Raw genomic sequence first — 22,685 nt, forward strand, 5'->3', positions numbered from 1 at the left:
GAGGACTAATGCATTTCTAATTCAAAGTGATTTTTTGCAACAGTAGTTAGTAAAGACTTAGAAAGAGGTTTACAGATAAAATCATCTACGGTATAATCTACCATCGATTTTCTAACTTCATCAGGATCAGAAGAGGTAGACAATAATACAATTTTAATCTCTTTGGGAATTGTTGATTTTATAAGATCAAATTGGGTTAAAAAATCCCAACCATTCATGCCAGGCATATTTATATCCAAAAAAATTAAATCAGGACAAGTAGCATTCCCTAATGCAACTTTTTTCAGGTATTCAATTGCCGCATAACCGCTTTGAACATGTTGTACTTCTTCAAAGCTATTATGTTTTCCAATCATAATAGAATTAAAAAAATTTGTTGCTTTATCATCATCAATAAGCAACACAAAATGTATCTTATTTTTCATTATTCCCGCAAGATAGCCTAAGGAAAAGACTTACAAAAGAGATCGCTTAAAAGTAAGAAATGTAAACTACCTGCTTTCGCTTAAGTGCAATAAAATAGGTTTAAATACATTGCACTACGCTAACCCTTTATAGGCTAAAATTGTAGTAACCCAAACAATCACAGAAGAAAAGAAGATACCAATCACGTTTGCTGCAAAGGCGGTTTTGCGCTCAATTTTAAAAATATAAGCCGCAATACTTCCAGCATAGACACCTGTTCCAGGTAAAGGAATCATCACAAAGAAAATTAATCCCCAAAAACCATACTTCTTAATTTTATCTCCAGAACCAGTTTTTGCCCTCCTAGCAATCCAAAGTGCCATTTTCTTGTAGGGATGCCAACGCAATAAATTTCGATTAATATGTTCTAAAAAAAACATCATGATGGGAAATACTAAAATGTTTGCGACAAGGCAAATAAAGAGTACCCAAAACATATTCAAATCTTTAAATATGCCATACGGTATTCCTACTTTGGCTTCTCCAAAGGGTGAAATACTCCACAAAAATGCTATGATGCTATCTTTAATCAAAGGAGGTTATTTGGGTAAGCAAAGATAACGCTTCCCTTTCGGTAATGTTTCATAAAAGGTTTTTTTATGAGATTTTTAGCTTTTCCACAATTGCATCTACACAATTAATACCATCGATTGCTGCAGAAATAATCCCACCAGCATAACCAGCTCCTTCTCCGCAAGGATACAAGCCTTTAGTAGTGATATGTTCTAGCGTATCTTTTGTGCGTGGTATTAATATGGGAGAAGAAGTTCTACTTTCTGGAGCATGCAACACAGCGTCGTTTGTGTAATATCCCTTCATTTTCTTTCCAAATGCCTTGAACGCCTTCTGCAAACGTTTTGCTATTAATTCGGGTAAGACCTTATTTAAATCTACTGCTACAATACCTGGTTGATAGGAAGTTTTTGGAAAATCTTTTGACACCTTTCCTTCTACAAAATCTATCATTCTTTGGGCTGGCACACGCTGTGTTTTTCCTGCTGCTTCCCAACAAGAACGTTCCACTTCTTTTTGAAAGTCTAAACACACAAAAGGATCATCTTTGGTATAATTTGGTACATCTTGAGGAGCAACACTTACCACAATACCAGAGTTTGCGTATGGATTATTTCGTTTGCTTGGACTCCATCCATTGGTCACCACTTCTTCTTGTGACGTAGCGCAAGGAGCAATGATTCCTCCCGGACACATACAAAAAGAATATACCCCAAGTCCGTCTACCTGTTGTACCAATGCATAAGATGCAGGCGGCAAATAAGGGTTTTCACCGTCTCCGTGATATTGAATAGTATCTATTAATTCTTGTTGGTGTTCAACGCGCACACCAAGGGCAAATGGTTTTGCTTCTATTGCAATGTTATTTTTATGCAATAAGTAAAAAATATCTCGAGCCGAATGGCCTGTAGCGAGAATAACTTCGGAAAAATTATACCCCGACTTTGTGTTAATTTCAATTCCAGTGATCGCGTTGTTCTTTACAAAAACATCGGTTAGTTTAGAATTAAAATGAACTTCACCACCTGCTTCAATAATAGCTTCCCGCATAGCAGTAATGATCTTGGGCAGTTTATTAGTTCCAATGTGTGGATGCGCATCTACCAAAATATCTGGATCAGCTCCAAAATGAACAAACCATTCTATGGCCTTTAATACATTCCCTCTTTTTTTACTTCGAGTATATAATTTACCATCACTATAGGTTCCAGCACCTCCTTCACCAAAACAATAGTTTGATTCTGGGTTAACCGTTTGTTCCTTGTTAATTGCAGCTAAGTCTCTTCGTCGTTCTCTAACATCTTTTCCTCGTTCAAAGACAATGGGCTTTAAACCTGCTTCTACAGCTCTTAATGCTGCATATAGTCCAGCAGGACCAGCTCCAACGATTGCAATCTCTTTGGCATTAGAAACATCCTTAGGAATAAAAGGTGGAATTATGGAACGAGTTTCATTAGCTGCCCACAATTCTATTTGCAAGTTGATTTTTATGGGAGTCCTACGAGCATCTATGGATCGTTTGCGTATGCGCCAATCACTTATATCGTTTCGTCTTAGTTTTGCCTTCTCTAGAGCACATTCCAAAATATACGCTTCGTCTTCTTGCTGTCTTGGAAGAATTGAAATTTGAAGCAGTGTAGCCATAAAAAAAGTATATGAATCTAGATTTTGATGCGATATTCGAATCCAGCTCCAAAAGTGTCGCTAGTAATATCGTTTACATCATAACCTAATAATAACGATAGAGAACCGTATGTATCAAGAGAATAAGTAGTTCTAGCGTATGTATAAAAAGAATCACCTATATATTGTAGGGTCTCAAAAAAAGTACCCCTATTTTGAAGATAGGTAGTTTTTACAGTAAAATCAAATTTTTGATACGTAGCGTTTACCCCAAAATGATGTGCTTTAACTCTTGAGTTAATTCTTACTATCAGGAAAGGGAGTCCAATATTTTGACCTTCATAGTACCAACCACTACTGTAGATTTTATTATTGAAATAACTATCTTTTCCAGAGGCACCACCATCTCCACTTTGATCGGTTGTATCAATATACTCGTACAAAAATGATCTAAAGATGGAATTGTTTTTTGGACTATACTGTATGCCCCATATTCCATCTGGAAAATTTGCCAATCGTGTTCCAGAACCATCTTCAAAAGGGTGCTCGTGGTAGAAGTTAAAATTTCCGAAGTTAGAATTCCAATAATAATCTAACAAATAAGACCCCAAATGATTTCCTAATGCATTATTTCTATCACCGGTTTGTTTTGCAACAAAGACATCAATAAAGTCTCTTTCTTCAACGCCTCGAGAAGAAGTACCTGCCCACATAGCATAATGCTGTAATCTAGCATATACTCTATTGTTGTTATTTATTTTCCAGTGTATTCCAAACCTTTTATAATGCACCCATGCATCATCTACCGCTCTGTCATCATTTAAAAAATAATGTGCGATTCCCCAATCAAGTGCAACCCCTTTAAAAAGCTTTAAGGGATTATTTGCTTCGATGCGCAATCCTGTTAAGGGTCTTGCATCTCCAGACCATAAGAAGTTTTTATTCGTAGTAGACAAACCTTCTGCAATCACTTCTGGAGCTTCAGCTCCTGCAGTAACTTTGAGCCAGTTATTTGTGAATTTTACAAACAAATTTTGTCGTTGAAAATCATCTACTAAAACACCATCTCTATAGTAAAAGAGTCCTCCTGCATCGATAGATGCATTTTCTGATATTTGATATGCTGCGCGCCCTCCTAGGGCAACAGAGGCATTTGTTCTGGCTGCAACTCTAGCATTGGTATTTGAATGAAACCAAAATGGAATGGAATCTTGTGACGCTAAAGCACCTGTAAGAATAGCTTCTCCCTCAAAATTAAATTTTTGAGAAAACATATTAAAACTACAAAGTAGTGCCGCTATAAACAGGTGATTTTTAGACATTATTAGTTAAATAGTTTTTGCCAAAAAGTCTTCTTCTCTGCAGTATAGGTATATCCGTATTTATTTCCGTATCCAAAATTACTTAAGGTTACATTATTAAGAATTAGGGATACATTAGATAATCTTCCATCCTTGATAGCATCATGAGAAAATTCTAATAACTTTTTATCAGTGTAGTTAGCTCGAATCACATACAAGGTTATGTTCGCTAACTTATTAAGTAAAATCGTATCTGTTACAAGCATTGAAGGAGCAGTATCTACAATCACATAATCGAAATCTTGTTCGATACTATCAAAAAATTCTTCAACTCTAGGTTGCATTAATAATTCTGCTGGGTTTGGAGGTATCACTCCAGACATTACAATGCTTAAGTTAGCATCATATTCACTTTGAACTACGAGGTCATTATAATCTATTGAACTATCGACGATAAATTCAGTTAAACCAACTTTTGTTTTATACTCGTTAGGAAGATATCTATGTAGTTGTGGATTTCTAATATCAGCTCCAACCAAAACAACACGTTTTCCAGTAAGTGCCAATGTCAATGCTAAGTTAAAGGCAACAAACGTTTTTCCTTCACCTTTTATGGTTGAAGTCACGAATATTTTTTTGTTTTGCTCTCCCTTATTGTCTTTATCAACTAGTAAATATTGAAGGTTTGTTCTTAAAATTCTAAAAGATTCCGCCAAAATACTGTGATCGTTCTTTTGCACTAACTCATTTTCTCCTCTACTTAGTTTTGGAACTTCACCAATTAGTGGAGTTTTTGAATGCACCTTTAAAACATCTCTTCTATTAGAAATTTTAGTATTTAATAAATTGAATAAATACACCAATAAGAATGGTATTAAAAGCCCCACAGCAGCAGCCATTATATAAATAATATTCCTTTTTGGGGTAATAGGCGTTTCACCACTGTAGGCAGGGTCTACTATTTTTGCTTTAGATGAAGTTACCGCTAATGAAATATTGGTCTCTTCACGTTGTTGTAATAAGAACAAGTATAATTGCTCTTTAATATTTTGTTGCCTAACAATACTTCTGAATAATTTTTCTTGAGTAGGCACTTTAGATAGCTTTGAATTAAGCTTGCTTTCTTGATAATTTAAATCTCTCAATGTTGTTTTAAAAGAACTTTGTTGGTGTTTTAGACTTTGAGAAATCGTTTGTCTTAATTGTCTAACTTGAACGTTTAAATTTTTAACAATAGGATTTTGATCTGTTGCAGTTTGTAATAATTTATTACGTTCTAAAACCAGTTCGTTATAGGTGGATACAGCTCCAGAAACTCCTTCGGCATTTAAACCAATATCTGAAGGAAGCAACTCAGTTTCACCTGTATTGTCCATATAATCAACCATTGAGTTTACAATCTCTAGTTGCGTTGCAATATCAACTTGTCTTCGATCAAATTCATTTGAACTCTGTAACACTAGTTGTGCTTCAGCTTCTATATCTGTAAGCCTGTTAGAGCTTTTAAATTCTTCTTTGTTTTTTTCTACCGAATCTAGCTCTTTGGTAATTATTTGCAACCTAGAGTCAATAAACCTTGATGTTTTTTGTGCAATTTGGCTTCTGTCATTTATGGCATCTTGGTTATACTGAAATATTAGTTCATCTAAAAAATGTTCTGATTTTAAAGGTATTGCCGAATTCATTGATAACAATACAACTTCCCCATTCTTACCGTCGTGTAATATCTCTAATTTACCCTGAAAATAGGCAGCAGCAGCGTTTATTGGAATATAATTTACACGAATTTTTTTGTTTATAAATTCGACAAATTTATTTTTGTTTTCTTGGTTAGGTAGTACCGTAATGCTACCAAAAGGTAGTGTTACAACATCTCCAAAATTATAGGTTTCAGCTGTTTTAGATGCTCCAATTACAAGTGTATAAGAAATGTCTGAAATAGGAGTTATAGAAATCTCTGGAACCGATGCTCCTTCTTTATTTACAATTAGATAGGAAACTTTAATTGGCTTTATATTATAAAGCTCGGCAGATTTAATGGACCCGTCATAAAAATAACGTACGTTTAAATTTAGTTCTTTGACAGCATTTGCGATAAGTGTTTTAGACCTAAGTACTACTAATTCACTTTCAATTTTATCAGAAAACGCAGAAGAGAAATATGCCAATTCTGAAAATCCAGCTAATTCTGCAGCACCACCTTTCTTTTCATCTTTTATGATGATTGTGGTACTTGTTTTATAAGTCCTTTGAGCATATCGCAAATAAATAAATGCTCCTGATAGAGCAATTATTAAACCTATAAGAAATAGATACCAATATTTTGAATATTGCTCAATAAGATCTTTAATAGATTGTTCCTTAACTTCTCTAAATGATGATAAATTACTCATTCTATATTATCTTGTAATGATGATTATTGAACTTAATATTACCGTAAAAAGTGAGATTAATGCTGGTACATCTGGAATAAAACCAGATCGCTTTACTCCTTTAAGAGATGGGTTTACAACCACGACATCATTTTGCTTAAGATAATAAAAATCACTGTTGAAAAATTCTGAGCTCGTAAAGTCTATATTTTGAACGAGGCGTTTGCCATTATTTTCACGAATTACTTTAATAGTAGATCTTTTTCCATCATCTGTTAAATCTCCTGCTAGTGCTATTGCTTCAAGTAAGGTAACACGTTCATCCTCGATAGTATACACCCCAGGATTTGTAACTTCACCCAGTATTGTGATATCAAAATTCATGATTCTTACATCCACAACCACATCTTTAACATGTACCGAAAGTGCTTCTCGCAATTTTACAACAACTTCACTACGCGTATTTCCAGCTACTGAAATATCACCAATTACTGGAAAACGAATCATTCCTTCGGATGTTACCAAATATCCATCTAAACCGGGGTTTCTATTACTGTTAACACCAGACTCTTCTTTTGATTTTTTTATAAAAGGAGCTACTACTTCGGGGTTCAAAGATGAAACAGAAATATATAGAATATCGTTAGGCTCAATGATAGGTTCAAAAGGAGTTTCAATCTCTTTTTGGTTTTGATTTTCTAAGTCTTGAAAATAAATTATTTCTTTTTTTGTAGCGCAAGAAAATAAGGTGAGTACAACTACAAGAAATAGGATGCTATGTTTCATTTTTTTATTTTAGAATCGTGCAAATATAATGCCTTCAACCAATATATAAGGCTTTAATTAATAGATAATTTAAATTAATCATCTAATTTAAAATGTAGAAATTTAGTCTTTCTCAATGTCTAGGACTTCAAACTGAGAGTTCTCGCTCTTATATTCTGGCACTAAATCCTTTAACAACATCACCACTTCTTTATCCTTACGACGTGTAGCCGTTTTTATGATCGCTTTAATTTTTTGATTAATAGTCTCAAAAGGGATGGTTGGGACTTTAGAAATCATGATTTTTGGATGATGAGTAGGTAGTGAAGTAGAAGTATCATTTAATAATTCTTCATATAATTTCTCTCCAGGGCGCAATCCAGTAATTTTAATATCTATATCTTCATATGGCTCTAATCCCGAAAGTTTTATCATACGTTCTGCCATATCAAGAATCTTTATAGGTTTCCCCATATCAAAAACGAAAATTTCTCCTCCAGACCCCATGGTCCCCGCCTGCAAGACCAATTGGCATGCTTCAGGTATGGTCATAAAATAGCGTATAATATCCTTATGTGTCACTGTTACAGGACCACCTTCGGCGATTTGTCTTCTAAAATGTGGAATTACAGAACCGTTTGACCCAAGAACATTTCCGAAGCGCGTAGTAATAAAACGAGTATTGGTTTTCTCTTTTATTTGAAGTGACTGAACATACATTTCTGCTACACGCTTTGAGGCTCCCATTACGTTGGTAGGATTCACAGCTTTGTCTGTAGAGACCATTACAAATCGGTCAATGTTATTACTAACAGAAAGCACAGCTAAATTAACAGTACCCAAAATATTTACATAAACGGCTTCATGAGGATTTCGTTCTATTAAAGGGACATGTTTGTATGCAGCAGCATGGTACACGGTATTAAAGTCGTATTTGTTGAATAGCAACTCCATACGATACATGTTACTAATATTTGCTAGCTCTGTAATAAAGTTTAAGTTTGGATAATTACTCTGCAAATAAAGTTCTAATTCATGCAATGCAGATTCCGCTTGATCTAGAATAACAATTAACTTAGGATTAAACCCAGCTATTTGTCTAACAATTTCACTACCAATAGAACCAGCACCTCCAGTAACTAATACTGTTTTACCATCTAAATCTTTCTTGATTAATTCATCTTCTATGGAAATAGGATCTCTCTCTAATAAATCTTCAATTTCAATAGGTTTTATTTGGCTTCGAATATCTTCTTTTTTATTCCATTGTTCAAGAAGTGGTACGTTAAATATTTCTATGTTGTTTTGAAGGCTTGCCTCTACAATTTTATTTTTATCTTTTACAGAAAGAGATTCGCTGATGACTAATATTCCTTGAATATCATACCGATTTACAAGTTCTGTAAAGTTATTATTTATTGGAATCACTGGTTTTCCAAGAATTTTATACTGTTTAGACATCTTTTTCTCAGTTAGAAAACCAACTAACTTGAATGGCATATTAGATTCTGTAGTGAGTGCTTTTCCTAATGAAATGGTATGGTCATCTGCTCCTACAATAGCAACTCTCTTCTTTAGAATACCTTGAGCTCCTTTTTTTAGTACTTGATATACTTCTTTTACAACTACCCTAAACAAGAATAAGAGTGTAAAAGAAATAAGCATATACAAGAGGACCTGAGTATATGTATACACTTTATTATCAGTAATAACAGAATATACTAGATTAAATACAATTATTGTTGCGGCAGTTGCAGAGGCAGAAAAAGCTAATTTAAGAATATCAGTAAATGTAGAATGCCTTATAATTCCAGAATAGGTCTTAAAAACAAAGAAATATAATAGATTTACTCCAAGCAACAAAAGTGCTTGGGTAGGGATAGAAACATATTCACTAAAAAAAACTGGAGTGCCTAGCAATAAGAAATAAACTAGCGCAAGTGACAATGCACAGACCAAAGTATCTATAACAACTACAATCCATCTTGGGAGGTATCGTTGATCAAGAATTTTAAGTTTATTGTCTCCAGTATAAAGCTTAGAAAACAGTGAGTCAAAATATTTCAATAGTCCGCTAGTTTAAAAAAACAAATATACATTATCTACGAGAAATTTCGCACAACAGTTGCTATTCTATTGCTATCAGCACTTGTTAAATTACTTCCTGAAGGCAAACAAAGTCCATTTTTGAATAGTGATTCACTAACATCACTACCAAAATAAAGTGCAGCTTTAAAAACTGGCTGCAAGTGCATGGGCTTCCATAAAGGTCTAGACTCTATATTATGACCATCCAAAGCCAACCTAAGTTCCTCTGAAGTATAACCCGTAATTGAGCTATCAACCAAAATACAAGAAAGCCAATGGTTTGAATAGCTATCTGAAGAAGGTTCGGTAAAGACCGTAATTCCATCTATATCTTTAAATAGTTCTTTGTAAAAAGAATTCATATCTCTTCGTAACCCAACATGTTTATCTAAAACTTCCATTTGTCCTCTTCCAATACCAGCAGTGACATTGCTCATTCTATAGTTATAGCCAATATGACTATGTTGATAATGAGGCGCATTATCTCTTGCCTGAGTTGCCAAAAAGATCGCTTTATCACGAATATCTTGATCTTTAGAAACTAGGGCTCCACCACCAGAAGTGGTAATTATTTTATTTCCGTTAAAAGACAAAATACTAATATCCCCAAAAGTTCCACATTTCTTGCCTTTGTATGAACTTCCTAGTGCCTCCGCACTATCTTCAAGAACAGGAATCGCATATTTTTTTGAAATTTCTGTTATAGCATCAACATCATAGGGCATACCATATAAATGCACAGCAACAATGGCTTTAGGTTTCTTACCCTTTGCTAACCTATCTTTTATGGCATTTTCTAGATGAATGGGGCACATATTCCAAGTAGTTTCCTCACTATCAATAAAAATTGGTGTAGCACCTTGATAGACTATTGGATTTGCCGAGGCAGAGAATGTCATGCTTTGACATAAAACTTCGTCACCATTTGTAACACCAAGTAAAATCAAACCAAGATGAAGTGCTGCTGTTCCAGTACTTAACGCGGCTACATGTACACCATTATCGAGATATGATTCTATATCCTTCTCAAAACCATTTACATTGGGTCCTAAAGGGGCTACCCAATTGGTGTCAAACGCATCATTTACGTAGTTTCTTTCTGTACCTCCCATATGTGGAGACGACAGCCAAATTTTTGTTGTACTCATATTATAAATTAAATCGTATAATTTTTGCAGGATTACCATACACTACTGCATTGTCTGGTATATCTTTAGTAACCACAGTACCTGCGCCAATGGTTACCCAGTTCCCAATGTTAATTTCTGGGAGCACAATGCTTCCCGCGCCAATTAGGGTACCCTCTCCAATACTTACGTTACCCGCCACTGAAGCTTGAATAGCAATGTGTGCAAAATTTCCAATGCGAGCATTGTGAGACACTGTCGCATTATTATTAATAATACAAAAATCTCCAAGATAGGCATCAGCATCAACTACACTATTGGGAAAAACGACAGTTCCTTTCCCCATGGAAGCAGAAGGATAAACAACAGCAGATGAATGAACAAAGGAAGGAAACAATATTTTTGTTTCCTTGTTTTTTTCTGAAATTTCCTTCCTAATTTTATTGTTTCCGATTGAAATAACCATAGGAATATTTTCTAATATTTCAGAAGATAACGAAACTGGAACTCCTAAAATATGTGATGTTTTTGGAGCATCATCAAGAACCTTTAAAGGAGTGTATTCGTTTAAAGACTTTATGAGTTCAATGACGGCATAACTATGCCCGCCTGCTCCAAAAATTTGAATTTCTTTCATTTGCTTCCAGTAAATGGTTTTGTTGTGGCTACGCCTTCTGTATTGATATCTTCCTTAAAAACAACTTTCTTTACGGTTTTAAAAAGAATTTTAATGTCCAAGAATAGCGATTGATGCTCCACATACCAGACGTCTAATTCAAACTTCTTTTCCCAACTTATGGCATTTCTACCCATTACTTGAGCCCAACCAGTGATACCTGGTTTTACTTCATGACGTCTCTTCTGTGTATCGGTATATAAAGGAAGGTATTCTGGTAATAATGGTCTTGGTCCTACAAAACTCATATCTCCCCTGATTACGTTTAGTAATTGTGGGATTTCATCAAAAGAAGTTGTTCTAACAAAGGAGCCAATATTTGTAAGTCTTTCTTCATCTGACAAAAGGTGTCCAGAAGCATCCTTTTTATCATTCATTGTCTTAAACTTCATAATGGTAAAAATAGTCCCATTTTTTCCGGGTCTCTTTTGAAAAAAAAAGGGCTTTCCATTGTTTGCAAACAACAAAAAAACAGTGACTAAAATAAAAATTGGGCTTATTGTAATAAAAACAAAACAAGCAACCAAGATATCTAAAAAGGATTTGACAATTGTTCTATACACGCTGCAAATATATTAAAGCTTTGCTTGCAAAACTTTATATTCGCTTAATAAATACTGCCACATTTCATCTCTGCTATAATTTTCTACAATGTGGTTTCTAGCATTATTTGTTAATGTGGCATATAAAGATGTATTTTCTAAAAGTTCTGTCATGGCAAGCAAAGTAGCTTTTTCATCTTTAACTGGTATAATCATACCATTATGATTATTAGTAATAATTTCATTACAACCATTGATATTAGAAACAATAGAAGGTAATCCCATTGCGCCTGCTTGCATAACAACATTTGGAAATCCTTCTCGATAGCTCGGTAACACTAATGCATTACTTAAGGCTAGGAATGGCCTAACATCTTTTTGAAAGCCCGTGTGTATTATTTTTTTATGAGACACTATAGCTTCTTTAATAGATGGGGACAAAGGATCTAATTCATCTTCAAAGGGTCCTACAAGAAGAAGACTAATATTACTGTTTTTTTTATGTAATCCCAAAAATGCTCCAATCAATTCATGTACTCCTTTATCACGAACCATTCTGCCTACTAACACAAAAACAAAATCATTTTCAGGAATTTCCCAAGACCCTCTGGTTTTTGTTAACATTTCAGAGGAAAACATTGAAGGATCGAAATAACTAACATCAATACCGTTAGTACTACCTTTTCCTAAAACTTTTAATTTTTCTGGAGTGATAAACTTTTCTTTTATGATAAAATCGTACAAACCAGTAGAATTAGGATACACTTTAGTTGCGCATCGATATGTTAATTTTTCAACGCTATTTAGTATTTTTCTTTTAACACCTACAGTTTCCATTAATGGCAAACCAGCAACTGTGTGAAGCCTTATAGGAACTTTAGCAAAATAAGCAGCTAACATACCAACAATTCCTGCTTTTGGTGTATGAGAATGAATAATAGTTGGTTTCTCTTTACGCAAAAATTTATAAAGTTGATACACAGATCTTAGATCTGCTAGCGGAGTAATCTTTCTTGTAAGTTTAATATGATAGGTAGCTACACCTTCTTCTTTACCATACTTTTCGAGGCGTTCTTTTTCTGCTGAAATTGCAATCACATTAAAATGATTGCTCATAAAACGAAGCTGCCCTTCCAACAGTTTTTCTAATGAAAGGGGAATTGTAGTAATTCGAATTAGTTTAGGTTCTTGCATTTAAATAATCTAAAAGTATATGTGTACATTATGGTACTAGATGCTTAATATTATTCTTTATTATTCTAAATTTTCCGCTTTTTTCTGTAGGGATGCTTGTTACAACCTCAATGGTTAAATCCATATTTTCCCCTACTCGTTCACGCCAATTTCGAAGCATTAGCTTCTTTGACTTCTCATTAAACCCTCCATCATCTTCAACCAAAAAAAGTAAAGTATTTAATTTTTCTTGGATAATTTGCATTTTACCAATTCCCTTTACATCTTTTATAGAATTTGCGATATTTGTGAGATGAATTTTCCCATTTTCCGGTGAGTATACATAATCATCATCTCTACCAAATATTTCTCTCACAAGAGGATTATTGTTCCCACAATCACAAACTTCGTCACTTAATGCTATCGCATCGCCAATGTCATAACGAATAAGAGGTGTCCCATAAGATGTGAAAGAGGTAACAACCAATCTTCCCTCTTTAGCCGGAATATTATTGTTATCAAGAACCTCAAGAATACCAGATTGCATTTCCACATGCAAGCTATGGTTTTTACACTCAAAAATAAACGGTGCCCCTTCAGAAGCAGAATACTGGTTATATACAGGTGCCTTAAAAAACTTTTGAATTACTTCTCTCATATGGGGCGTTAGTGTTTCAGAAGTGGTAAAAATTGCAGTAACAGCGCCTACAGGAAACGTCACATTATTCTTTAGACCGTAGGTTGCAATGGCAGCAATCGCAGTAGGAAATCCTGAAATAAATTCTGGTTTATATGCGATTAAATTTTCTACAAAATATCCCAAAAATGCATCTTTGATGTGAAATGTAGAATAGTAGCGAACTTTGTGATAATAATCAGTTTTCCAAAATCTATTATTTTTTAAATCTTTTTTTGTCAAAAAAGATTTCCCAGATAACCAAGCCGTTTTTTTTCCTAATGCATAACCGAATCTATTTCTAAAATCATCCAACATAGCAAAGCGATCCTGAAAATTATCTTCAGTAAAGACCACTTCTAGAGACTTTCCTGTAGTACCCCCTGTTTTAGAAAGTACTCCTTCATGTTTCGGAATTGAATAAAACTCTTCTACACGTTTCTTTAGAGTAGCTTTAGATAAGATTGGGATTTCTTGTAAATGATCTATGCTAAAGTTTTGAATTTTATTATATTCATTTTTATAGTAAATGGTATTTTCTTTAGCATGTTGCAATAGTTTAGAAAACTTTTCTGCTTGAATATTTTTTAATTCTTCTAAGGTACACTCCCTATTTGTTTTATAGGTCTCAATTTTCTTTTTATACAATCTACCATATCGCTTTTTGTATGCAAGAATATTGAATACAGAAATCATAAGATTTTGAATAATAATTGGGCTATAATTAAATACTTTCTGAAATTTCATTGATATACAAGAATTTATCGTAAACAAAACACCTTTAAAAGCATTTATGATTCAAGTTCTAAAGGTTTTTTTTGTGAATGTAACTGATATTGTTTTGCACAATAATTTACAATTAATACGAGACTTACTAAAATCCAAAACTCTCTTTTTCTTATGTGATAGGTATAACTCCAACTAATAAAACAACCTAATAAAAAAGGAAACATGGTAGCTAGATAATCTGCATATGGATTTGTAAACTTTTCTTTTCTAATACGATAAAGTCCAACAAAAGAAAAAATAAACACTAAATAACCAAAGGTCCCTATGAGCCCTGTCTCTCCCAACAATTTGAGATATGTACTATGAACTTCGTGTTTAGAGTAAGAGCCATAAAATGCGCCTATACCTGTTCCAATAACTGGTCTGTCTTCAAATGCCTGTAGTGCTGCACCAAAGTTTCTTGCAAAGAAGTCATTATCGGACGTATTATTTATGTTGGCTTCTACTCTTGATTTATATTTAGACTGTATCCTATTGTAGGTATCTGGCATAATACTTTCAATATTAATCCATACAAAAGAAAGTAAAATACAAGCAGTAGTAACGGAGAGTATTACTTTTGCATTTCGCTTGTAAAAAACAAAAAACAAAACTCCAAAAACTAAACCAACATAAGCAGCAATCTTTCCCGTTAAGAACATAAACACTAATGATACCATTAAAGATGCGTTCAAAATAGTTCTATTTCTTTTCGAAAGTAACCCATATAATTTTGAAAAACGTAACGGAATAAGTATTGATAACATGACCAAATAATATGCTCCTGCTTGACCTGCATTTCTGAAACCCGACAGTGCTTCTCCATCTGCACGCCCTGGAAACAATCGCTGAAACCCTAAAACACTCGCTCCTAAATCATAAAAACCAAGAATAGATGCAATAATAACTGTAACCATTATTAAAGGAAATAGCACATCTAATAAATTATCTTTGAAGTACTGAAAAATTACAATCGAAATCAACAACAGAAAAAATAAAATAAGACATTCAATCAGTGTTGCTTGAATGTTATAAGAAAAAATAATCGGTAAGAAAAAGGTAACTACAAGAATAAACCCCGTTTGATAAATTTTTGAAATTTCAATAGATGTAAGAAAACCCTGGATAAGAGCATTTATACTAAACAACAGTCCTAATGCACCAAATATATCAGAAAAGGTAAGTCTAGATAAAATTGAATTTGTACCAGGCTCAGCTATAGTTTGAGTGATAAATGACAAAAAAACAAATATGATAAAAAAATATTTTTTCAAATTTCAATTAAATTTTGAACAATGCTAGTTTGATCTTTACGACTATACTTTTGGAGCGCTTTTCCAGATAAAGGATTTTGTAGTTCACCATTTTTAAATGCCGAAATAATAGAACAAAAAATCTGATAATTTGTTTCTACTTCTTTTTGCAGAATATTAAAATTCCAACCTAATTCATTTTCATTAATAATCGCAGTTGCTTCAGAAGTTGGAGGGGCAAAATTTATAATAGGCCTCTTGGCAGCTATATACTCAAACAACTTGAGAGGGACACTTGCATTATGGCTTAGTTTATTTGCTTCTATCATCCACAATAAAGTTGTGTTGGTAGTTATCTCTAAAACTTCTTTTCTAGGTAATTGTCCTAAAAAAGTTATGGAAGAAAAACAATTATATTTTTTAATAGCTTCCACAGTTTGTCCGTCTATATTTCCTGCAATTTTTATTTCAAAATCTGAATCATTCAAATTATTTTCTGAAAGTGCTCTGTCTATAAGTTGTAATAAGAGATGCGGTGATCGTAACCCATTATAAAAACTACCACCATAGAATATAGACATTTTGCTTGACTTTAAGGGAGAAGTTTCATATTCTTTAAAATCCTCTACATCAACTCCATTATACACAACATTCATTTTGTGGCTATACTTTGGATAGGCTTCTGCATATAAATTTTTCATCGCAGATGTTACAAAAAGAAGCGTATCGGCTTTTTCTATAGTTTGTTTTTCATATTTCCTCTTAAACCATGTTTGCACTTTACCAGCTCCATTAGTGTTTGCAGTGTAGTGAAAATCACGTACGTCTGCAATCCATTGCACATTAGGAAATTTCCTTTTAAAAAACGCACCCAAAATCTGGTTTGTGAATAAAGGTGAGGTACTGAGCACTACATCAAACTCTTTAAAAACATTTTCGTTTTTGCGAATGTACTTTTTAACTGATGGCACCCAGAACATAGCCTTGTCTGTAACAATTGCTTTTGAAAGTATGGATACCAGTACTGATTTAATTATTGAAGCTAGTCCCTTTCTCTTTTTTGCTGTTGTTTTCTTTGCTCTTAAATTTGAGGCATTACTTCCAATAAATGCATTTGTTTTTATCAAGTGTACTTCCTCTAAATTACTATCGAAAGTGGTGTCAAAACCCAAAGAACTATCTGCATTTTCACAGGTAAATACGGTTACATCAAATCTGTCCTTATCCAAAAATTTCGCCAATGCATATGGGCGCTGTGCCGCAGGCGTATTTGAAGGAGGATAGGTATAAGATATAAGTAACACCTTTTTTTTCATTGTGTAGGAAATAAAGTAATAATAGGTTTGTTATTTTTTAATTTCGATTGGATAAAAATCTCCTCCAGTTTCATACTTTTTCCAAGTACGAGTCCATTTATCCTTCTTTAATATCTTCTTTAATGCTGGAACCAAATCTGCTTTCGGTTCTAATACATCATCATACCCAAGTTTTTTGCATACTTTTTGAAAATCATCATAGACAAAATTCTTTGCTTTACAGTGTGCTTCTGAAATTTTAATACTATCAAATGCAGTATAAATTTCATCTTGAATGCTAGGGTCAATTTTCTTAAATTTCCCCATAGAAGATGCAGAGATTTTACCGAAAGGACTATTGCTCCATGATTCAATATGCTTTTCTGTGCTTGCCGTATCTAATTTTAGTTCATCATTTTTAATGCCTATAAAATCGCAAAGCTTTTTAAATGTTGCATCGGTATCATAAACTAAATCCTCGTACTTCACTAAATAATAACGATCACTATCTGCCACCTGTAATGCAGCAGCATTATTATAAAGCCAGGTCCCTACTGCGTAAAAAACACGAGGATCTTTATTATACATTGACGCAGCGCTATCTAATGGATTTCTAGCAATATGAACTACTTTTCCCTCTGGATATTGATCTAAAAAGTGTTTAAAAGAGTAGCAATTGGAAGGAGTCTTTTCTATCCAAATAGACGCTCCTTTTTCTTTTAAGGGCCTATTAAAATATGCATCAGAAAACTCATTTATTGTTTTCGACTTTTTCAATAAAGTTTTTACTTCAGATTTTGTCCATGGATACTCATCACGAAACAAAGCACTTCTTCTATATACTTGCCATCCTTTTGTTGAAAAATATGGCAAATATGGAAGTATTTTCATTTTGTTTTTCTCCCAATTTTCAAATAACTGTTCTTTATTAAAGAAATTTATCTCATCACCACTAAAAACATTTGGGTGTGTACTCAATTTTCTTATGAGCATTGTAGAGCCAGAACTACCTGAGCCTCCAATAATTATTGACATATATTATGAATTAATTTTAATAACATATCTGTATATAGCTACAAAGATGGCATATTCTAAACTATATACAAAAGAATAAAGTAATAGGGTGTCATAAAACTCAAATTGAAAATAATATGCTACCCCAAAAACAGCAAACAAAGTAATCACTTGGGTTGCTTGAATAACAAGGGTTAAATCTTGTCTTTCATATACATGCAGTGTAGATGAAAGTGCACTAGCAACAAATCGAATTCCTGCAAGTGGAACAATAATTTTTGCATACTGTCCTGCCAAGACCCAAGTTTCACCAAAAACAAAAGTAAACACTGGCTCAGCAAGAAAGAATGCAATTGTAAAAATAGGAAAAGCCATTAAGACTAATCGTTTTAATGTTTTTGAAAAAACAGCAGAGACATCTTTATCATTATTCTTACGCTCTGCAATCTTTTGAAAATAAACTTGACCTATACTTCCTCCTAAAACTCTTGAAGGAAGTCCTAGCATTCTGCTTGCTAAAGAATAATGTCCTAAAATAAACGTTGAAAAAACAGTAGAGATAAAAAAGTTAACCCCATTTAAAGAAATAGAATTCATCAAGTTCGCTGGCAATGTTAGCTTCGGGAATCTCTTATACGCATACGCCATTTCACGTATCAATTTCTTATCAATGGTATCTTTAATAGAATGTTTTTCTCTTAACTTTTTTAGCAGTAAAAAATTTCCTGAAAAATAAGATACAATCTGGCCTATAATAAGTCCAGTAGCTCCAGTTTTCAGGAATCCAATAAGAACTTGAGCACTAGATTGCCCAACAGATTTTGACACCAAAGAAACAGATACCCCTTTGAAATTCTTTACACGAACATTGTAATAATTTAAAGCATTAAAGACACCAACCAAAAATACAGAGACAGGAGTAAAATAAAGCCAAAAACTAATCCTTGGCTCATCTAATAATGCAACAATTTGATTATTAAAAAACAACACAATTAAGAGTAATACTAATGCTGTACAAAAACTTAAAAAAACAGATAGGTATACTATATTTAAGGCCTCATCTTCCTTTTTTGGAAGCATAATAGCCATTTCATAACGCCAAGTAGCAATAATTCCCGTTATAGCAGTTATAGATAAAAACAAAGCAAGGACTCCAAAATCATCTGGAGTGTAAATTCTAGTTAATATTGGAGTTACTGCAAGAGGTATTGCCTGAGAAATTGTAGTACCAGTCATTAAAGTAGCAGCATTTACTGCAAACTCAGATTTAAATATTTTTTTAAAGTTCAAAACCTATTACTACAATTTAAACTCTAAACAAAAGAGTGATTATATATAATTCTGTTTGTGCTTTTAAGCAACACAGAGATTCCCTGCAGCTATTTTTTAATGCCACAAAAGTCTAATACAATTTTTCCTGTAGTATCAATAGATTTAAATTGATCATGAGCAACTAAAAAAGCAATAATATCTGCCTTTTTTGCAGCTTCTTCATAAGAAGTTAACTTAAAAACTTTATGATCTTCAATATTAGGCTCTACAATAAAATATGCACCATTATTATCACTTTGTAATACTTTTTGAGCGATGTATTTAGCAGGAGACTCTCTTAAATCATCAATATTCGGCTTAAAAGCAAGCCCCATTAAAGCTATTGTTGGTTTATACCCATTATTTAATTCAAATTTCAACTTTTCATTTTGAATTTTTTCTGCGCACCAAAAAGACTTATAATTATTAATCTCACGAGCCTTCCCAATAATTTGTGATTCTTTAGGGTAATCACTTACAATAAAATATGGATCTACTGCTATACAATGACCTCCTACACCACAACCTGGTTGTAAAATATTTACTCTAGGATGTTTGTTCGCCAAATTAATAAGCTCCCAAACATTAATATCTGCTTTATCACAAATTAAAGAAAGCTCATTAGCAAATGCAATTTGTACATCTCTAGATGAATTTTCTACAAGCTTACACATTTCAGCAGTACGCGCATTCGTTTTATGTAAGTCCCCTTTTACATACTTTTTATAAAAAGCAAGTGCAACTTCAGTAGCCTCTTCTGTAACACCACCAATAACACGGTCATTATACACCAGTTCATGCATCACATTTCCTGGCAATACACGCTCTGGGCAATACGCTATGTGAATTGCATCTTTTAATTCTGGGCGTTGTTCATAAATAAAAGCCTCCATTTTTTCGGTAGTACCTACTGGAGATGTAGACTCAATGATATATAAATCGCCTTTTTTTAATAAAGGTACTATTGCACTCGTAGCTGCTTGTACAAATGAAATATCTGGTTCATGATTTCCTTTGAATGGTGTTGGAACAACGATTATATAGGTATTTGCTTCAACGGCTGTTGTCGATGCTTTTAAATATCCATTTGCTACAGCAGATGCTACTGCTTCGTCTAATGATGGTTCAACAATATGAATTTTACCTGCGTTGATTGTATCTACAACCTTAGGGTTAATATCAACACCATGAACATGTGTTCCATTTTGAGCAATAAGTGCGGCAGTTGGTAAACCAATATACCCTAATCCAATCATTACTACCTCTGCATTATTTTTCATTCAATGTATTCTTTTATTTTAATAAATTTATAGAGATTAGTTTTTGTCAATAAAATCAACTACTCGCTCACATGCTTTCCCATCTCCATAAGGATTATGTAAAGCACTCATTTTTTCATACCAAGCTGGATTTGACAATAACTTTTCAGTTTCAGAAACAATTTTTTCAACATCGGTACCTACAAGAATTACAGTACCAGCATCTACAGCTTCAGGACGCTCTGTTGTATCTCTCATGACCAATACTGGCTTACCCAAACTTGGAGCTTCTTCTTGCACACCTCCACTATCAGTGATAATTAATTTTGATCTGTTCATTAACCATATAAAATCCTGATACGCCAATGGATCTATCAATTTTATATTCTTCACATCACCAAGAATTCTATATACAGGCTCTTGTACTTTTGGATTTAAATGAACAGGATATACTATATCCATCTCTGGATGATTAAGTCCTATTGTTTTTAAAGCTTCACAGATATTGATAAAACCATCACCATGATTTTCTCTTCTATGGCCCGTTACCAGTATCACTTCTCTATCATTCAATTGATTTGAAAGATTTTGTATAAGCTCACTCGGAGTTTCATTCACTTTCTTAACACTCTGTAAAAGGGCATCAATAACTGTATTACCCGTTACAACAATGCTATCTTCAGACACATTTTCTTTTAATAAATTTTCCTTAGAGGTTGTTGTTGGAGAAAAGTGATAATCGGCTATTCTACCAGTAACCTGTCTATTAATCTCTTCGGGAAAAGGAGACCATTTATTTTGAGTACGAAGCCCAGCTTCTATATGACATACTTTACTTTGGTTATAAAACCCAGCAATACTTGTAGCCATTGTAGTTGTAGTATCTCCATGAACAAAAACATAGTCTGGATTAAAGTCTTCCAAGACATCTTTCATTCCCTCAATAATGGTACCCGTTAATGAATATAGGTTTTGATTTGGTTTCATCACATTCAAATCATATGAGGGAGTGATTGAAAAAAAATCTAGTACTAAATCTAGCATTTCACGGTGTTGTGCTGTAACACATACTCTTGTGTCAAATTTTGTTTCATGCTTTTGAAACTCTTTGACTAGTGGAGCCATCTTTATAGCTTCTGGTCGTGTACCGAAAACAATTAATACTTTCTTCATTAGATTCATTAAAAAAATTAACCAAAAATGGTATTATAAAATCATTCCTGCTGCAACTGTTTCGTGTGTTGCATCATCTATTAAAACAAAACTACCTGTCACCCTATTATCTCTGTACTCATCAATCATTAAGGGTCTTGTTGTTTTTACGGTAACTCTTGCAATATCGTTCATTTCTAGAGTAGGATTATCCTCAATTCTAGAGTAGGTATTAATATCTACCTTGTAAATAACCTCTTTTAACATAGCCTTTTGCTCATTTGAAGTGTGCACAATAGTATACTTAGCTCTAGGCCTAGCAGGACTATTGTTAAACCAACATAACATGGCATCAAACTCTTGTTTTGGTTCAGGCTGATTGTTTTTCTTTACAATCATATCTCCTCTGCTAACATCGATATCATCTTCTAGCGTAACAGAAACAGACATAGGTGCGTATGCTTCTTCAAGTGCTCCCTTATCTGTATCAATAGACTTTACTTTTGAAGTAAACCCAGAAGGCATTACAACAACATCATCTCCAGGTCGTAAAATTCCACTAGCCATTCGCCCAGCATAACCACGATAATCAATAAAACCTTCTCTTTGAGGACGTAATACTGTTTGCACTGGGAAACGAGCGTCAATTTTATTTAAATCACTACTTATGTGCAATGTTTCTAGGGTATGTAAAAGAGGAGCTCCTTTAAACCAAGTCATATTTTCACCTCTATTTACTACATTATCACCATCTAATGCACTCATAGGTAAGAAACGAACATCCTTTACATATAATTTTGATGAAAACTCTTCAAATTGTGAAACGATATCATTATAAATAGTTTCAGAATAGTCTACCAAATCCATTTTGTTGATACAAACAATTACATGGGGTATTTGTAGCAAACTAGCAATAAAAGCGTGACGTTTTGTTTGCTCAATAACACCATGTCGTGCATCAACCAAAATCAAAGCCGCATTTGCTGTTGAAGCGCCAGTTACCATATTTCGGGTATACTGGATGTGCCCAGGTGTATCTGCAATAATGAACTTTCTTTTTGGAGTAGTAAAGTAACGATACGCTACATCAATTGTAATTCCTTGTTCACGCTCATCACGTAATCCATCTGTGAACAAAGCCAAATCAACACCTTCATGTCCTTTTCGCTTACTCGTAGTAGCTACTGCTTCTAACTGATCTTCAAAAATAGCTTTGCTATCATACAACAAACGACCAATAAGAGTACTTTTACCATCATCAACACTTCCTGCTGTTGTAAATCTTAATAATTGATTATTATCTATTGCCATG

General features: G+C 33.6%; 19 protein-coding genes. All 19 read right to left on the minus strand.

The genetic code is table 11. The annotated features are described in order from the left end of the window. Positions 1-5 precede the first annotated feature (5 nt). Positions 6-425: a response regulator gene (locus ACY2RS_RS04535; RefSeq protein WP_490097425.1), complete on the minus strand. Its 420-nt coding sequence runs from the start codon at positions 423-425 to the stop codon at positions 6-8. A gap of 114 nt (positions 426-539) precedes the next feature. After that, positions 540-998, minus strand: a complete 459-nt coding sequence (locus ACY2RS_RS04540; RefSeq protein ID WP_490097426.1) for a COG2426 family protein — start codon at positions 996-998, stop codon at positions 540-542. A 64-nt stretch (positions 999-1,062) separates the two neighbouring features. Continuing rightward, the gene (locus ACY2RS_RS04545; RefSeq protein WP_490097427.1) at positions 1,063-2,622 is read right to left on the minus strand and encodes an NAD(P)/FAD-dependent oxidoreductase; all 1,560 of its coding nucleotides are present in this window, start codon (positions 2,620-2,622) and stop codon (positions 1,063-1,065) included. A gap of 17 nt (positions 2,623-2,639) precedes the next feature. Continuing rightward, the gene (locus ACY2RS_RS04550; protein WP_490097428.1) at positions 2,640-3,923 is read right to left on the minus strand and encodes a capsule assembly Wzi family protein; all 1,284 of its coding nucleotides are present in this window, start codon (positions 3,921-3,923) and stop codon (positions 2,640-2,642) included. A gap of 2 nt (positions 3,924-3,925) precedes the next feature. Continuing rightward, positions 3,926-6,295 carry a GumC family protein gene (locus ACY2RS_RS04555; RefSeq protein ID WP_490097429.1) on the minus strand — a complete coding sequence of 790 codons (2,370 nt, stop codon included), beginning with the start codon at positions 6,293-6,295 and terminating at the stop codon, positions 3,926-3,928. A 6-nt stretch (positions 6,296-6,301) separates the two neighbouring features. Beyond that, entirely contained in the window at positions 6,302-7,060 is a 759-nt protein-coding gene (locus ACY2RS_RS04560) for a polysaccharide biosynthesis/export family protein (RefSeq protein WP_490097430.1), read from the minus strand. Positions 7,061-7,162: 102 nt separating this feature from the next. Further along, the gene (locus ACY2RS_RS04565; protein ID WP_490097431.1) at positions 7,163-9,106 is read right to left on the minus strand and encodes a polysaccharide biosynthesis protein; all 1,944 of its coding nucleotides are present in this window, start codon (positions 9,104-9,106) and stop codon (positions 7,163-7,165) included. Between the two features lie 35 nt (positions 9,107-9,141). After that, entirely contained in the window at positions 9,142-10,275 is a 1,134-nt protein-coding gene (locus ACY2RS_RS04570) for a DegT/DnrJ/EryC1/StrS family aminotransferase (protein ID WP_490097432.1), read from the minus strand. Position 10,276: 1 nt separating this feature from the next. Then, a complete protein-coding gene (locus ACY2RS_RS04575) occupies positions 10,277-10,891 on the minus strand; it encodes an acetyltransferase (RefSeq protein WP_490097433.1) in 615 nt (204 codons plus the stop codon). Then, positions 10,888-11,493 (minus strand): sugar transferase, encoded by a 606-nt coding sequence (locus ACY2RS_RS04580; protein WP_490097434.1) that lies wholly within the window; start codon positions 11,491-11,493, stop codon positions 10,888-10,890. The genes ACY2RS_RS04575 and ACY2RS_RS04580 overlap by 4 nt, the downstream gene beginning before the upstream one ends. 12 nt (positions 11,494-11,505) lie before the next feature. Continuing rightward, positions 11,506-12,666: a glycosyltransferase family 4 protein gene (locus tag ACY2RS_RS04585; protein WP_490097435.1), complete on the minus strand. Its 1,161-nt coding sequence runs from the start codon at positions 12,664-12,666 to the stop codon at positions 11,506-11,508. Between the two features lie 28 nt (positions 12,667-12,694). Beyond that, a complete protein-coding gene (locus ACY2RS_RS04590) occupies positions 12,695-14,068 on the minus strand; it encodes a phenylacetate--CoA ligase family protein (protein WP_490097436.1) in 1,374 nt (457 codons plus the stop codon). Positions 14,069-14,112: 44 nt separating this feature from the next. Next, positions 14,113-15,363, minus strand: a complete 1,251-nt coding sequence (locus tag ACY2RS_RS04595) for an O-antigen ligase family protein (RefSeq protein WP_490097437.1) — start codon at positions 15,361-15,363, stop codon at positions 14,113-14,115. Next, a complete protein-coding gene (locus ACY2RS_RS04600) occupies positions 15,360-16,658 on the minus strand; it encodes a glycosyltransferase (RefSeq protein WP_490097438.1) in 1,299 nt (432 codons plus the stop codon). The genes ACY2RS_RS04595 and ACY2RS_RS04600 overlap by 4 nt, the downstream gene beginning before the upstream one ends. Positions 16,659-16,688: 30 nt before the next feature. Continuing rightward, positions 16,689-17,672, minus strand: a complete 984-nt coding sequence (locus tag ACY2RS_RS04605) for a sulfotransferase family protein (protein WP_490097439.1) — start codon at positions 17,670-17,672, stop codon at positions 16,689-16,691. 3 nt (positions 17,673-17,675) lie between these two features. Continuing rightward, entirely contained in the window at positions 17,676-18,941 is a 1,266-nt protein-coding gene (locus tag ACY2RS_RS04610; RefSeq protein WP_490097440.1) for an oligosaccharide flippase family protein, read from the minus strand. A gap of 89 nt (positions 18,942-19,030) precedes the next feature. Beyond that, complete coding sequence (wecC, locus tag ACY2RS_RS04615; RefSeq protein ID WP_490097441.1) at positions 19,031-20,242, minus strand: UDP-N-acetyl-D-mannosamine dehydrogenase; 1,212 nt, start codon at positions 20,240-20,242, stop codon at positions 19,031-19,033. A 36-nt stretch (positions 20,243-20,278) separates the two neighbouring features. After that, on the minus strand, positions 20,279-21,394 hold the full coding sequence (gene wecB / locus ACY2RS_RS04620) for a non-hydrolyzing UDP-N-acetylglucosamine 2-epimerase (protein ID WP_490097442.1): 1,116 nt from the start codon (positions 21,392-21,394) through the stop codon (positions 20,279-20,281). A gap of 33 nt (positions 21,395-21,427) precedes the next feature. Next, positions 21,428-22,684 (minus strand): sulfate adenylyltransferase subunit 1, encoded by a 1,257-nt coding sequence (locus ACY2RS_RS04625; RefSeq protein ID WP_490097443.1) that lies wholly within the window; start codon positions 22,682-22,684, stop codon positions 21,428-21,430. Position 22,685: the final 1 nt, after the last annotated feature.

It is taken from the genome of Patiriisocius sp. 208BN25-11 (assembly GCF_058147145.1).